This window comes from Streptomyces sp. NPDC037421, from assembly GCF_055602105.1.
This window is the reverse complement of record NZ_JBVJWV010000043.1, coordinates 1-14,835: the sequence shown is the minus strand read 5'-3', so window position 1 is coordinate 14,835 and position 14,835 is coordinate 1. Positions and strand designations below refer to the sequence as shown.

Annotated in this window: 9 protein-coding genes and 1 pseudogene; 7 read left to right on the top strand and 3 right to left on the bottom strand. The window is 68.5% G+C overall.

From position 1 onward, the window contains the following. Positions 1-112: 112 nt before the first annotated feature. The gene (locus tag ACZ7IF_RS35245; protein ID WP_470980266.1) at positions 113-2,023 is read right to left on the bottom strand and encodes a PIN-like domain-containing protein; all 1,911 of its coding nucleotides are present in this window, start codon (positions 2,021-2,023) and stop codon (positions 113-115) included. 988 nt (positions 2,024-3,011) lie between these two features. On the opposite strand from ACZ7IF_RS35245, the pseudogene ACZ7IF_RS35240 reads away from it, so the two are divergent. The 6 genes and pseudogenes from ACZ7IF_RS35240 to ACZ7IF_RS35215 all read left to right on the top strand — a co-directional run. Next, positions 3,012-3,197, top strand: a pseudogene (locus tag ACZ7IF_RS35240) (CorA family divalent cation transporter); the annotation flags it as partial. Positions 3,198-3,391: 194 nt separating this feature from the next. After that, positions 3,392-4,843 (top strand): hypothetical protein, encoded by a 1,452-nt coding sequence (locus ACZ7IF_RS35235; protein ID WP_470980263.1) that lies wholly within the window; start codon positions 3,392-3,394, stop codon positions 4,841-4,843. A 2-nt stretch (positions 4,844-4,845) separates the two neighbouring features. Further along, on the top strand, positions 4,846-5,160 hold the full coding sequence (locus tag ACZ7IF_RS35230; RefSeq protein WP_470980260.1) for a hypothetical protein: 315 nt from the start codon (positions 4,846-4,848) through the stop codon (positions 5,158-5,160). A gap of 20 nt (positions 5,161-5,180) precedes the next feature. Further along, complete coding sequence (locus tag ACZ7IF_RS35225; RefSeq protein WP_470980257.1) at positions 5,181-5,969, top strand: hypothetical protein; 789 nt, start codon at positions 5,181-5,183, stop codon at positions 5,967-5,969. Further along, positions 5,905-9,180: a TIGR02680 family protein gene (locus ACZ7IF_RS35220; RefSeq protein ID WP_470980344.1), complete on the top strand. Its 3,276-nt coding sequence runs from the start codon at positions 5,905-5,907 to the stop codon at positions 9,178-9,180. The genes ACZ7IF_RS35225 and ACZ7IF_RS35220 overlap by 65 nt, the downstream gene beginning before the upstream one ends. Further along, positions 9,177-10,184 carry a TIGR02679 domain-containing protein gene (locus ACZ7IF_RS35215; protein WP_470980255.1) on the top strand — a complete coding sequence of 336 codons (1,008 nt, stop codon included), beginning with the start codon at positions 9,177-9,179 and terminating at the stop codon, positions 10,182-10,184. The genes ACZ7IF_RS35220 and ACZ7IF_RS35215 overlap by 4 nt, the downstream gene beginning before the upstream one ends. Positions 10,185-10,256: 72 nt before the next feature. Here ACZ7IF_RS35215 and ACZ7IF_RS35210 read toward each other — a convergent pair whose 3' ends face one another. Both ACZ7IF_RS35210 and ACZ7IF_RS35205 read right to left on the bottom strand, forming a co-directional pair. After that, the gene (locus tag ACZ7IF_RS35210; protein WP_470980252.1) at positions 10,257-11,447 is read right to left on the bottom strand and encodes a M6 family metalloprotease domain-containing protein; all 1,191 of its coding nucleotides are present in this window, start codon (positions 11,445-11,447) and stop codon (positions 10,257-10,259) included. 43 nt (positions 11,448-11,490) lie between these two features. Further along, positions 11,491-12,756, bottom strand: a complete 1,266-nt coding sequence (locus tag ACZ7IF_RS35205; RefSeq protein ID WP_470980249.1) for an alpha/beta fold hydrolase — start codon at positions 12,754-12,756, stop codon at positions 11,491-11,493. Positions 12,757-12,978: 222 nt separating this feature from the next. On the opposite strand from ACZ7IF_RS35205, the gene ACZ7IF_RS35200 reads away from it, so the two are divergent. Next, the gene (locus ACZ7IF_RS35200; RefSeq protein ID WP_470980247.1) at positions 12,979-14,733 is read left to right on the top strand and encodes an ABC transporter substrate-binding protein; all 1,755 of its coding nucleotides are present in this window, start codon (positions 12,979-12,981) and stop codon (positions 14,731-14,733) included. Positions 14,734-14,835: the final 102 nt, after the last annotated feature.

Below are 14,835 nucleotides of genomic sequence, written 5' to 3'. Positions count from 1 at the left end.
CTCGGCCTCCGAACGCTACATAGCCGACGTTCCCCTGGACGACGGCCCCACCAGCGGCTGCCCCGCGTACGAGTAGCTTTGTGTCGGCTCGGTGCTCATGGCCTTCTTCTACTCACTCGCGAGCCGCGTACGCCCAGACATCTTCAGGCAGCTCGTGATGCAGTTTCCACAACACGCTCATGGGCCGGTCTCCTTGATGCTCGACGTAGTCAGCCGGACCAAGAAGCACCCAGGGTTCTGCAGCCCCGGTGGTCGAGCGCCGATGACCTCGAACAAACAGCAGGACGTGTGAGGCGGGGGACCGATAGCGAGTCCCGGCTGGCGACTCTGCCGTTGTCTGCGTCTGCGACTCCCAGCGGAACAACGACGTACTGAGAGCGAAGTCGCCACGCGATCTGTCAGCGGAACAAACTTCGTCAGTAAGGAAGGAAGCGTCGACTGGGTCCTTATCCACGGTGATCAGGAGTGCGTCCGCGTTGAGGTTCCCGCACCGCTTGACGCCCTCACGGAAGTGACCAGGAAGGTATCCCTTCAGCTCAGATTCACCCAGTCCGGTAAGGATCTCCTCGCGCGTGTACGAGGCATGGATATGCAGGGGCAGCGACCCCGCTTCTGGTAGGCGCAGCTGTGCTCCAACGATGCGCGAGGGTCGGCCCAGGGCCAGTATGTCCCTAAGCTCGTGGCGCACTGCCTGTAGGGGCCGCAGCGCGTCGAGTCCCTCTTGATAGGTGTCAAACTTCGCCAAGGGCCATAGGTTGAAGAGCAGCATCCGGGCGTACGCCTGCATTTCGGGTTCGAGTCGCGCGTACGGCGGTAGGTCATCGCCTAGCAGGGTCCGGTATGCGGCCACACGTGCAGGATCATCCACGTGAAGGAACGATGGAACACGTCGGAGTAGAGCCGCCTCACCCTCGGACACCGGTCCCTCAGTGAGGCCAGCTCGACCCAGAATCTGGGTCCAGGAGGAGCCGGTTCTATATATGTCCCCAAGCGGATGGGCGGTGGCTTCCAGAAATCCCCTGAGATCCGTATGGCCGTACTCGATCGCCTCCTGCAGGAGCCGCAGCCGCGTTGGCACCTCAACCACTCTGTTGATTTCCTGGAAGGTAGTTTCATCCAGGTTAGCGCCCAGAAAATCCTCAATGCCCGCGAAAAACTGCTGGGGGGTCTCGACTCGGAGTTCAGCCCCGCTGCGCATGTGCAGCTCTTCGGCAAGCAAAGGCCATGGACGCGGTCCCCGCCCAGGCTCTGCCGGCTCATACCAGTCGTCCTTCGTATCTGCCGAGACGAAGAGGACTTGAAAATGGGTACCGACGGTCGCAGCATGCTCGATCACCTCCTCCCAGAGGAGGTAGTCGCCTGCCGATCGCAATGGAGTCTCTTTGCCCCTGTCTGAAAAACCTGGCGGTATATGATTCGGATATCTATACGATGCCGCTTCCTCGACCCGTCGGCGAATGGTCTCAGGCCCGGGGTGTGGCGCGATTCGGTCACCGAAGAGTTCCGCAACGCTCTGGAGAACCGGGTCATCTACACCGAGAGTGGACAGCTTCAGATCGTGGGCCTTGAGGCCCTGGATGTGGGTAAGCAGTTCCTCGCGCCAGGACGCGAGGAGGTCATCAATGGCCTTGTCGCTAATACCCGCACCCAGAGCATCCGCCGCAGCCTGATCCCGGCCATAGCGCATCAGCAGATCCTGAACCTGGCGCCTGGCCATGAGGACAGCTTGCCGCGCTTCGCCGATCTTCTGATTCACTGCGCCTGGTGCCGCCTTGAGCGCCTTGGCTCGATTGTCGAGGACGCGGTGACGGCCTCGTACGAACTCCAAGCCCACCTGGTGCGGCAACCACAAACGTGGCTTGACACGCTTCAAGGCCGCCAGGACCTCATCCCGAGCCCTTGGGGTGTACTCGTAGAGACTCAGCAGCGCATTCGAGTCCAGGACGATGAGTCCATGGGTGAAGAAGTCGGCACGCCGACTGTCGGACTCACCCCCCAGCCAGGCCCGAAACTGCCGCAGCAAAGGAAGTTCTCCTGGTTGCTCCACCGTCGCCTCTCTCCCCTTAAGGACCAAACCTAGCGGATCTCGAGCCATCGCGGGGCACAGTTCAGCCGCCGTAGCTTGCGAGGGTCTCATCACGGTCCGAGGGCTTCGAGTTGGCGATGAATGCCGTGCTAGACAACGAGTGGCCTAGCGGTACCAGGGCGTCCAGCAGCAACCATCCGCCGTGGGAAACAATCCTCCTCCTTCACACGGAGGGACTGCCCGGCTCCGTGTATCCCGACGGCACCGTAATGATGCTCCACCGCCGTCTCCCTGATGCCTCGCATCTCTGCTGGGAGCCCTCCGTCTCCAAGAAAGGCCGCTGTCGCCCACCCCGTTGCCGACGGCAGACGGTCGAGAGCGGCAACAGGGGAACGTGGGCTCGTCGCGCGATGAGCAGCAAAGTCCACCTTCCTCGGGCCGGTGAGTCCAGTAAAGAGGCGGCCGCGCATGCCCCGGGTGACATGGGCGAGGCGGGCGGATACCGAACCATCGGGTATGACACAGAAGCTCTTCGATCGGCACCTGCCGAGGTCTTACATGGCGGGCCAGCGGGCATGACGTTGCCTGTCATGTGTCAGCCCCAAGGCTCGGGAGGCAACAGGTGTCGGCCCTGCCCTGGGCATCTCAATCGCGGCGGGTGCATCGAGAGCAGGATCGGCCGTGTCCTGCGGCGCACCCATGGATATCTCCAGCGGCTCATGACGGTCATTCGCCCACCCCGGCCTCCATTACGTGGCCTACCCCATCCCGGAGCGCGGTCCACCCCCTGGCCAGCGGCACTCCGCCCTCGGAACCATCCTCGGCTGGGGAGAATCTGGGGAGAATGAAGCCCGGTTGGGGAGCGGCTGGGGAGGATCGGCCGCATCGATGGGCAGCACGCCGAAAGGGCCGGAAAGAGGGATCGTCGCAGGTCAGGGCACCCATCCAGCCGGTTTCCGCAGGTCAGCGACCTGAGGGTGACGACTTCAAGAAGATCTCCTCCTGGGCCGCCATCCTCTTCGCCCCCACATTGGTGGGAACGATCTACGGCATGAACTTCGAGGACATGCCCGAGCTCAAGTGGGCAGGCGGCTACCCCTTCGCAATCCTGCTGATGGCAGTGGTCTGCGTCAGCCTGTACGTCATCTTCAAGAAGCGCGATTGGCTGTAACCAGCACATTCACACCCTGGATTGGCCAGGCACCGGCGAACACCGAGCGGGCCAGGCCCATCACGACAGGCAGTGCACCTGCATGCGTTGCGGCGTGCCGGCTCCCCTGCGATCGATTGACAACTGTCAGCGGAGCCCGGCCCGGACGGCTGATTCGGAGGCGGGCTGACCCACGGCTGCATAGGGTGAGCGTCGTGACTGATTCCCCCGACGTGCGTTCGGCCACCGACGCGCATGCCGCCCTCATCCCCACCTTGGTGCCGGTGGCGGGTGCGGACGCTGAGCTCGTCTCCATTGGAGAGCGCTACTGGGCCTTGGCCGGGTTCCACTCTGAGCTCGGGACGGCGGTGTGGTGTGAGAAGACGGCACAGATCGACACATCTGGTTGGGGCCGGCAGATCTATGCCGTCGCCGCCGCCGGGGTGCGGGCCGTGGTGGAGGGAGTGGCCTGCGCGAAGTGTGGAGGGCAGCTGAGCCTTACTTCGCGTACTGCTTTCCAGCGGTTGCGCGACGGCGAGCAGCAGGTCTGTGTCGACTGCAAGGAGTCCTTGCTGGCGGCAGTGAAGGTGGTGCTGAATCCAGCGCGCAAGGCAAAGCGGGAAGAGCAGAAGGAGGCAGAGGCGGCTCAGCGGGTCATTGCTGAGGCTCGGTCCCGGTGGCATCAGCAGCAGTTGGACGAGATGGCCGCCGGGTATCCCGTCGCGTTCCCTTCCATTTCGCAGGAGCTGCCGGTGGCTGGCATCCGGGAGATGGTCGGGGCTTTCGCGCTCCTGCGTTACGCGCCCGCATCGGATCCGTTCAGGAGCGTGGGCTCCTGGCCAGTACCACTGCATCCGGACAATGGAGAGATCTCCAAGCTCCTCGGGTCGTTGGTGCGGGCATCCCTCATCGCCATCCATCCGTCGAGCCCTGCAAGTGCGGTGGTATGGGAGCCGGCTTCCTTCGAGGATGCCGTTCGTGAGGCCGGGGGTGACCTCGGCGCCATTCCACGGCCCGAACTGACGCACCAGTTCTATCCCACAGTCGCTCACTACTTCGCGCCCATCGGAACGAGCATGGGCAAGGCCGTGGAGGGGCTCGACGAGCATCTCGCCGCTGCGCTGGTGCCCAGAGACATGACGGCGGACGAGCAGGGCGAGCTTTTGGCAGTTGCCCACGAGCTGCTGGTTGCCGAAGGGCTGCGCTACTTCCAATACCGGCTTGAGGAAGTACGACTGCCGGCAGTACCGGACAATCACGTGGCACGACTCAGGACGGCGATGGGCAAAGTAGCCGAGTGCCGTCCCCTGGGGGAGATCTACAACCTCGTCTGGCGGGTGACTCGTGGCGCGGCAGAAGCTGCGCAGAAAAACCCGCAAGCACCGCGGGCCAACCTAAGCACCCACGCCCTCAACCAGTTCGAAGGACATGTCCAGCGGGCGGTTGACGAGCCGGGCTGGGAGATCAAGCCCTTCAGCGAGGTCCAAGGGCTCGGCCTCGCGGCGATGACCCGAACGCTCTTCTACAACGTACTGGACGTGCATCCCGTCGAGACGAGCTTGGTCGAGCTGGAAGCGAACTTGCCGCAACCCCGTCGTGAGGTGTCCGCCCAGGGCGTGGACCCCCCGCCCTTCGGGCGGCTGCCGATGACCCGCTCGCGGAGCTGATTGTGTGGCTGTCGACGGCTGACAGCTGGAACCCCAAGGATGTCCTAGAGGTCCTCGACGGCCTCAGGCAGGCACGCAACGACGGGGACTGGTTCGAAGGAAGGATTCTGGCCAAGGAAGCGGCCAAACTGCTGGATCTCTACCGACGCCTGGCGCCGGCCCTCGGCGTCCGCAGCGCCGTGCTGTCCGTACTGGCGGCCACGGAAATGCTGCTCCACCCTGTCAGTGTCGGGGAGACGCAGATCGCCTCGGGCAGATGGATCGCGGCCAAGATCGTCACCGTGCTCGTACCGGAGACCGCTGATTCGGACACCTGAAGCGCAACTCTGCGGAAGTAGTGCGAGAGCTCCCGCCTGTACGTCGTCTTCAGCAGCCCGACCTGCACGAGGATGTCTTCGCCGTCGCCCTCGATCTGCTGCCGGTGTTCCCCCGCCTGCAGAAGAGCGGCGAGCAGGAAGATGCCGGCTCTTCGTACGAGGCCTACGTCGCCGCGCAGAGGGCGTGGGAAACCATGTGGGCAGAAGTGGTGTCCCAGCACACGTCCCGCCATCGGCAACTCCTCAGTTGGGCCGCTGACTCGCCTGCCGACCACGTCATCCGAACGCACCTCCTCGGCACGCTGCCCTGGGATGTCGAGCCGGGTCTCCTGGAGGAGATCGCGGCCGATGACCTCGCACGCTTCCGTGACTGTGTCCTGGTCACGCGTGTGTGCCGAATGCTCCGGGACGGCACCTCGGAGCAGGAGGTGCGTGCCCATTTCGCCGACGAGCTTGCCGCGCCGGCAGCCGAGAGCGGACGCGACCTCGAACGCTGCTTCTCCGGCAGGCCGCTCTTTCGCCGGTACGGGGCTCATGCCGCAACTTCTTGGATGGAGCTTGCCGCGAAGGGCAGCTGGCGGCACATCCTCAATCCGACCGAGGCCAACAGCCGCTACGGCGAGCCGCACTCCTGGCGCTCGCCAGACGATCTGCTCCACACCCTGGGACGGAGCTTCGCCGAGGCGGGCCTCACGGCCCTGATGCTGTGGGAACCCGACGAGGACGCGACGTACGGAAGCACGTCTGCGCGCGCTGCGCGAGGAGGAGCAAGCCGCCCGGACCGAGCTCGACGCCCTGCGTGCGAGTAGCGCATACCGCAGCTCGGAAGAGTTGTCCGAGCGCCGGACCACGGTCGGCGCCCTGGGCACAGCGGCCGGAACGTCCTTCGCCGCGCTCGCCAAGGCGCACGACACGGAAGAGGGTGCGGCCGACCGCCTGGCCGAGGGCATCGCACAACTGGGCGAACGCCTTGGCGAACTAGGTACGGATCACCGCGAGCTCGTGGTGCAGCCCGAGAGGGCGGGACTCCCCACAGGGCATCTCGGCGAGACCGTCGGCCTGCCCCGAACGGCTGTGGCCGGAGCTTCGGCGGCGGAACTCACGGGGCCTGACGCAGAAGTCCACATCGTGCGGCACCAACAGGTGATCGCCGTGGACGCCACGGCAGCGGAATCCGCCCTGCGGTCCTGGCAAGGACAGCTGGAGGACGCCGGCACGGTGGTGAAGCACCGAGCCCGGACGGTGCAAGAGGTGGTCGGCCTGGTAGCACAGGTTGTGGAGGCACGGGCACGGGCAGCTGTTGCGGATGCCGAACATGAACGGCTCGAAGGGGAGGCGGAGGATGCTGCGGGCCGCCTCGAAGGCCATCGGGAGAAGGTAGCCGAGGAGAGCGGGGGCTACCTCCGTCAGGTGGAGGCTTGGCTGGAGCACGCCCGGTCCGTGGCCGGCCCGGACTGCCCTCCGTTGAATCCTGTCCGTGCGACGGTCGCCTGTGAGACCTCGTCGCAGGCCCCCTTCGCGGAGCGGGTGCTGCCACCCGACATCGACGGGCAGGCTAAGCGCACCGCCCTGACGTTGCTGGAGCCGTACGGTGTGCAACTGACTCAACAGCGGGACGCCCTGGCGCTGCGCGTCGCCGGGCTCACCGAGGAACGCGACCTTCTGACCAGGGAGAAGGAGGAGTGGGAGCGGCGAACCGATCCGGAGCCGCCAACCCCGCACCACCGCACCGCCGAGCGCGATCCAAGTACCGGAGCGCCCTTCTACCGGCTGGTGGACTTCGCTGACGACCTGTCCTCCGCCGACCGGGCAGGCCTGGAGGCAGCGCTCGAAGCGAGCGGGGTTCTGGACGCTTGGGTGACCTCGGACGGAACGCTCCTCGATCCCCTGACGCGAGACGTCCTGTTCCAGCCTGGGACCGTACCGCCGGACGGCTCGACCCTGGCCGCCGCGCTGCGCCCCGCCGCGCAACCGGAGGGCGGCGTCGCGCGCGAACGGGTCCAACACCTCCTGTCCGCCGTCGCCCTCGCCCCAGCTCAGGAACTCGCCGCCACCAGCGCGGTGTACTACGACGGCAGCTGGCGCCTCGGTCCCCTCCGCGGCCGGCATTCCAAGGACGGTGCCGAATACGTGGGCGCCGCCGTACGAGCCGAGACACGACGCCGGAAGATCGCCGAACTGGAAGTTCGGTGGGCGGAAGCGGAGAAGCGGCTGTCCGACTACAGCGGACAACTCGACGGGCTCGACACCATACGCCGGGACCTGGCATCGGCGGAACGCGACTTCCCCCGGCCGCAGTCCCTCACCCGCGCCTGGCACGAGCTCGACTCCGGGGAGAAAGACCTGCGGAACTTGACCACCAAGGCGACGAAGGCGGCACGCCTGGCCGAGGAGGCACGTGCGGAGGCCGTGGCCGCCCGTAGCAAAGCAGAGGGAACCGCAACAGCCCACGGCCTCCCCACCGACTCCGAGGCCCTGGATCGCGTACGAACCGCCCTCGCAACCCTGCTCGACGGGATCGGACGCATGTGCCGGGCCATCCGCGGCGTGGCCGACGGGCTGGACAGGCACCGGGCCGGTCACACCAGGTACGTACGAGCCCACCACGACCGCCTGGAGGCAGCGGAAGACTACGGTCTCCGACTCGGCGAACTGCGCTCGGCCCAGCAGGACCTCCGCACTCGCGAAGAAGCCATCGGCTCCTCCGAAGAGGAGATCCTGGCCCGCGAAGACGAGACCAAGCAGCGCGTCGCGGCCGCCGCCCAGGCGCTGCCGGGATCCCGACGGGGACACCACGGCCTCCGCGACCGGAGGGTCCGCGCGGAGGAGGACGAGAAGCGAAGTCTCGAAGAGTTGCTGGAACAGCAGACGGCCGTCATCACCGCCGGAAGCACCCTCCGCGGTGCGGTCGGTCGTCCGGAGGTAATCCGTGGCGCCGGGCTGGACCGTTCCTCCCTGCCCGCACTGCTGTTGGACGACCCCGGCGCGGACGTCCGTGACCGCATCCGGTCCCTGCGCGAGCTGGCCGATGCGGTGCGGGGCGGTCTCGACCGTTCGAGGAAGGAAGTTTCGGACAGCACCCTCCTCAACGGGCACACGGCACTGCGCGACCAGTTGGCCGGCGGGTACGACGCGCAACTCGAGGAACTCGCCGGGATCAAGGTCTGCCGCCCGGTCGATGACCACGGTCCGCACGACGTCGCCGTCGTCGGAGAGCGCATCGCTGCTCGGGCCGCCGAAGCCCGTGGTCGCCTCACCGAGCGTGAGAGTGAGGTCTTCCAACGTTTCCTCACCGGCGAACTCGGTGACCACTTGTCAACACAGGTCGTCACCGCCGCCAACCTCGTCTCCGCACTGAACGACACGCTCAAGACCGTGCGGACCTCACACGGGCTCGGCGTGGAGCTGCAGTGGAAGCTGGACGAGGACGTCGACGCCGACGTGCGGGCAGCCGTCGAGCTACTGCGCAGTCCTTCGATCCTGCGCACCCGTGAGCAGGGCGAGCTGCTGCGAGAGGTGTTGCAGCGGCGGATCGAGGACGCCCGCCGGACCGATCCGTCAGCCGGGTACGCCGCCCATCTGCGTACCGCGCTGGACTACCGCGACTGGTTCCGCTTCCACACCTTCGTGGTCGAGGACGCCGTCCCCGGCCGCAAACGCAAGCTCACCGGACGCACCGGACTCAGCCAGGGCGAACAGCGCGTGCTTTCCTATCTCGTGCTCTTCGCCGCAGCCGCCGCCCACTTCACGACCCTCGGCGAGTCCGCACCGCACGCTCCCCGGCTGATCCTCCTGGACGACGCCTTCGCCAAGGTCGACGAACCCACCCATGGCCGGCTCGGCCGCATCCTGGTCGACCTCGACCTCGACTTCGTCCTCACCAGCGAGAGGCTCATGGGCAATTGGCCCGAGGTGCCCTCCCTGCACATCTACGAGTGCCTCCGCGACCCGCACGCACGCGGGGTCGCCGCCTTGCACTACACCTGGAACGGCCGACACCGGCGCCTGGTGTCCGTATGAGCCGGCTCCCCGCCGCCACACGTGACTGGCTGGCCGGGCCGGGCCTCGTCCGGCTCTGGGAATCTGCACGCAAACGCCTGGAGGGCAACGGGCTCCAGGCCACCGGCTCGGTGCGGCTGTCCGGACTGGCAGTAGAGGAGAGGAACGACCTGTCACTCCTGCTCGGTAAGCCGATCACGGGGGCCGCCGCGACGGTGCAGCTCGACTGGCTCGACACCCGGCTGCGGTCCTCGGCCGCCGACCTCGGTCTCAGGGACGTGCTCCAGGAAATCGGACCGCCGCTCACCGATCGCCGCGCCGCTCGGACGGAAGCCCAGGCACGGCGCGATCAGGTGTGGTCCTCGCTCGCCTCGTCCCTGGAAGGCTGCCTACTCGCCGACCAGGAGTGGGCCTGGCGCTGGTACGACGGGCTGCGCCGCACGGGCGTACCCAACGGTGTAGCACCCGCAACAGCGGTGCGTACCCTCCAGCAGGCGGGGGACGTCGCCCGGCAGGCCGACGTGTCCCGCGCCCTGCTCTACCAGCACTTCCCGAGCAAGCACGCCCTCTTCGCGGCGGTCTACCAGCAGGCGAGCGACCGGCTGCTGGAGGCGACCACGTTCGACCCCGGCGCCACGCTCGTCGAGCAGCTCACCCAGGGCCTGGACGCCCACCTCGACTACTTCATCCCCAACCGCCACGCCGTCCTGGCCGCGAACCGGGTGCTGGCGGGCGACCCTGTCATCCAGACGATCATGACGGACGAACTCGACGCCCTGCGCTCACGCCTGCTCGGTGTGCTCCCGCTCGACGACGCACGCACGCACGCCGCGGTCTCCGCGGCACTGAAGGCCTGGCTCGTGTTCGTCCAGGTGCTGTGCGTGGACTGGCTCACGCGCGAGACCTGCACCCGCACCGAGTTGCGGGACACCTGCGTCGGCGCGGCGGTCGGCGCCCTGCGCCCGCTGCTCTCCGAGGACCCCGCCCCGGACTGGCCGCCCGCCCCGCCCGCCCCGACCGCCTGAACCGGCCAGATCGGCGGGCCCGGCCCACGCAGAAAGTGCCTTCCACTGGGAATCGGCTTCACGACAGCGACGTCATGCGGCGGGGGCGGCCGCGGTCAGCCGCACCGTGTCTCCGGTCCGTCCGCCCGTGAGGACGTCGACGCGCACGCCGGTCGCGGGGTCGGTGAAGCTCTGTCCCGGTGTGTACGCGGCCAGGTCCAGCGGGCTGCATCCGGGAGGAGGGGGCGTGGTCGGGTTCGCGTTCGTGATCCGGACCGGGCCCTCGCCGGTCGGGGCGGCGGAGTCGACCTTGTAGATGAGGACGCCGGCGGAGCAGGCGGCCTTGTCGTTGCCCTGGGCGCGGCGGGACTCCGCGACGTACGCCGTCGTCTCACCGGTGCGCAGTACGGCGATCTTCGTTCCGCCGGGCCGTTCCACGGGGGTCAGCCGTACGGTCCGGCGGCCGGACGAGGGCAGGCAGGCGACCTGGTCGTCGCGGGTCCAGCCGAGCTTCCAGGAGTGCCAGCCGAGGTACTGCGGGGCGTGGCCGGCGATGTCGCCCATGACGTCCCAGCCGCCGGCGTACTGGTGGGTGGCGCCGGTGAAGGCGTAGAGGTCGGGCAGCCCGAAGGTATGGGCGGTCTCGTGGGCCGCGACCTTGTGGCCCCAGCGCCACATGTCCTGTCCGAAGGTGACGGCCCACTTCAGGCGGGTGCCGTCGGCGGTGATGCCGGGGGTGGCCGGGTCGTAGAGGTAGGTCGGTGAGAAGGGGATGGCGGTCGCCGTCCTGGTGGGGACGACGTAGACCATGTCGTAGCGGGAGAAGTCCGCGTACGGGTCGGCGGCCGTGATCGCGTCGCGGAGGTACCTCTCGTGGGCCTCGAAGGTGAGTCCGCGCGCGAAGCCGTACGAGGTGGAGTCCGCCGGCATCCGGATCCAGCGGTGCAGTGGGGTGTTGTCCAGGCGCAGACGGCCGTAGCCGGCGCGGCCCAACCAGTCGGCGGCCGGGGCGAGGTGAGCGGCGTACGGCTCGGTGGAGTCGGTGGCCGGGGCGTCGGGGAAGTCCACGTGGAGCGTCAGGACGCGGCGGGTTCCGGTGGCGGGCTGGAACCGGGTCCGGTCGGTGTCGTGGCCCTCGTCCGTCCAGCCGGTCCGGCCGGGGAGGGCGCAGCCGGCGGCGGGGGGCGGTGGGACGGGGGCGGCGGACGCGGTGGGGGCGGACAGGCTGGAGATGAGGGCGACGGCCGCGGCGAGCGGCCTCAGGCGGTGGGGCGGGGTGGTCATGTCTCTCCCGTCGGGGGCGGGGCTGGAGGTTGCTGCGGGGGTGCTACGCGCGGCCCGATGCCAGGTCCATCAGGCGGGACAGCACGCGGCCGCCGGAGGCGGTGACACCGTCGTGCTCCCATTCGTTGGTGACCCACGCCCGGGTGGCGCCGACCTCGCGCGCAGTGCGCAGGGAGAGGCCGGAGTCCACGTACATGTCGTCGTGGTAGACGAGCGCGGCGACCGGGACCCGGTTGGCGGCGAGGCGGTGAGGGTCGTACAGCGCCGGCCAGTCGGAGCGTTCGGCGAGCAGGTCGGCGGCGTCGGCGAAGGGGCGCAGGCCCTTGATCTCCCGGAACATCCAGGGGTAGATCATTTCTCCGGTGAGCAGGAGGGGGTCGGCGTCCTCGGCGAACTCGGGGAAGGCCGCCAAGGCCCTGGACGCCGCCCAGCCCGTCGGCCCGGCGCCCTGGCCGTACAGGGTCTCCTGCATGACGGCGAAGAGCGGGTTGTCGGTGAAGCCGGTCAGTGTCATCACCTGGTGCAGGAAGGTGTCGGTCGGCTTCGCTTCCTCGTCGAGGGATTCGTCGAGGAGCCAGTGGATCCGCTCGAAGCCGTCGCCCATGCCGAGGGCGAGGCCGAGCGTGCGCAGGCGGTGGGGGGTGAGCCGGTCTCCGTCGGGCAGGCGCACATCGGTGGCGGCCAGGAGGCGGGCGAGCTCGCGCAGCCGGTCCGCGTCGTCGGGGTAGCGGGCGTAGAAGTCGTGGACGCGGTCCCGCACCCGGGGGTAGGTGCGGGCGTAGACGTCGTCGGCGGTGGCCGTGAGGCCGGGCAGGCCTCCGGTCACGTAGCACGCCCGCAGGCCTTCGGGGGCACGGGAGAGGTAGGTGAGGGTGATGAAGCCGCCGTAGCTCTGGCCGAGGGTCTCCCAGGGCTCGTCGCCGCACAGTTGCCGGCGGATCAGTTCGGCGTCGTTGACGATCGAGTCGGCGCGGAAGTGGCCGAGGTGGTCGGCCAGCCGGGCCGGTGAGGCGAAGCGGGAGGCGGCCCGGGCGGTGAGGGGGGTGGAGCGGCCCGTGCCGCGTTGGTCGAGGAGGAGGACCCGGTGGGTCTTGAGGGCGTGGGGCAGCCAGCCGGGTGAAGCGGCGGTCGGCCTGGGCGACTTGCCGCCCGGTCCGCCCTGCAGGTAGAGCAGCCAGGGCAGTCGCCCGTGTGCTTGGTGCGCCTGCGTGACCTCCCGGGCGAAGAGCCGGATGGTCGGACCGTGCGGGGCCGCGTGGTCCAGGGGGACGGTGAAGACGTGGTCGACGGTCGCGTACGCGGGGTTCATGGGTCCCTTTCGCGGCCGCCTGGCATCAGGGGCCACATAGTGACGTGTGACATTGCGCAACAGCATGGCGTGGCCAACGGCGGCTGCGGAGCCCCCGGTTACCCATAACTCGGCGTTATGGAGGCACGACAATTGTGAGTGCCATTTCACATAACTATGTTATCGGTCACATTCCAGCCTCCTCAGCCTCAGGCTGCCCGACTGTTCACGGAGTGACCACTGATGGACAAGCGCACTCTCCACGCCGTCGCCACCGCCCTGGCGGCGACCGTCACGCTCGCCATGGCCGGCTGTTCCAACAGCGGCCATTCCGGCGGCAGTCGGCAGGACAAGGACGCGAAGAACCCCGCACTCGCCAACGCGGGGGCCGCGGTCGGCGGCACTCCGCAGAAGGGCGGCACGCTGACCGTCCTGTCCAACCAGGACTTCACCCACCTCGACCCGGCCCGCAACTGGGTGATCGGCGACATGGACTTCGGCACCCGGCTGCTCTACCGCACGCTGGTGACGTACAAGGCGGAACCGGGCGCGAAGGGCGGAGAGCTGGTCCCCGACCTCGCCGAGGACCTCGGCGTCTCCTCCAACGGCGCCAGGACCTGGACCTTCAAGCTCAAGAGGGGCCTGACGTACGAGGACGGCACCCCGATCACCGCACAGGACGTCAAGTACAACGTGGAGCGGTCCTTCTCCCCCGACCTGCCCGGCGGCCCGGACTACGCCGCCCGCTACCTGGCCGGCGCCGAGGGCTACCGGGGCCCCGGCCAGGGGCAGCACCTCGACTCCGTCAGGACCCCCGACGACCACACGATCGTGTTCGAACTCCGCAAGCCCTTCGCGGAGTTCCCCAACGCCACCGTCCTGCCCACTTTCGCCCCGGTGCCCCCGGCCCGGGACAAGGGCCCCCAGTACGACAGCCGCCCGTTCTCCTCGGGCCCCTACAAGATCGAGTCGTACGACCGGGACAAGCGGCTGGTGCTGGTCCGCAACCCCCACTGGGACCCGGCGACGGACACCGTGCGCAAGGCGTACCCGGACAAGCTGGTCGTGGTGATGGGACTGAGGGCCAACCAGATCGACGACCGGCTCGTCGCCTCGGAGGCCTTGGACGCCTCCGCGGTCTCCTGGGGCAAGCTGCGACCCGAGAGCACCCCCAAGGTGCTCACCAGGGCCGACGTCAGGGCGCGGCTGCTGGCCGAGTCCACCAACTGCACCGAGATGGTGCAGATGCACACCGGCCGCGCCCCCTTCGACGACGTCAAGGTCCGGCAGGCCGTGCAGTACGCCCTGGACCGCGAAGCGGTGCTGACCGCCTCGGGCGGCCCGGCCCTCAACGACACCGCCACCGCGCTCATGCCCGGCTCGCTCTTCGGCGGCACACAGCCGGACACGCTGGGGGTCCCGGCCACGGGTGACGTGGAGAAGGCGAAGCGACTCCTGAAGGAGGCGGGCAGGCCGGACGGCTTCCCGACCACCCTCACCGTCTCCAACGGGGACAAGGGGGTTGCCGAGGCGGTCCAGCAGTCCCTGGGCCGGGCGGGGATCAAGGTCACGATCGACGCCGTCGATCCGTCGGCCTTCTACGACACCATCGGTGACACCAAGAGCCGCACCGACCTCGTCTACACCGGATGGTGCCCCGACTACCCCTCCGGCTCCACCTTCCTGCCCTTCCTCTTCGACGGCCGCTACATCAAGGAGAAGGGGAACTCCGGGAACCACTCGCTCTTCCGCGACGAGGCGACGATGAAGCGGATGGACGAGATCGCGGGCATGACCGACGCCGCGCAGGCCAACGCGGCGTGGCGGCAGCTGGACGGGGAGATCCTGGCCAAGGCCCCGACGGCGCCCGCCGTCATCGAGCGCATGCCGCTGCTGGTCGGCACCAACATCGCCGGCGCCTTCGGCCACACGTCCTTCGGCGGCCAGCTCGACTACGCAACGATCGGGCTCAAGGACCCGGCGAAGAGCGGCAGCTGACCCCACCCGGCGGGGGGGGGGGGGGGGGGGGGGGGGGGGGGGGGGGGGGGGGGGGGGGGGGGGGGGGGGGGGGGGGGGGGGGGGGGGGGGGGGGGGGGGGGG

Excerpts from the sequence above, each read along its gene's own strand:
- ACZ7IF_RS35215 (WP_470980255.1), top strand. The coding sequence starts at position 9,177 with ATGAGCCGGCTCCCCGCCGCCACACGTGACTGGCTGGCCGGGCCGGGC.
- ACZ7IF_RS35210 (WP_470980252.1), bottom strand. The coding sequence starts at position 11,447 with ATGACCACCCCGCCCCACCGCCTGAGGCCGCTCGCCGCGGCCGTCGCC.
- ACZ7IF_RS35205 (WP_470980249.1), bottom strand. The coding sequence starts at position 12,756 with ATGAACCCCGCGTACGCGACCGTCGACCACGTCTTCACCGTCCCCCTG.
- ACZ7IF_RS35200 (WP_470980247.1), top strand. The coding sequence starts at position 12,979 with ATGGACAAGCGCACTCTCCACGCCGTCGCCACCGCCCTGGCGGCGACC.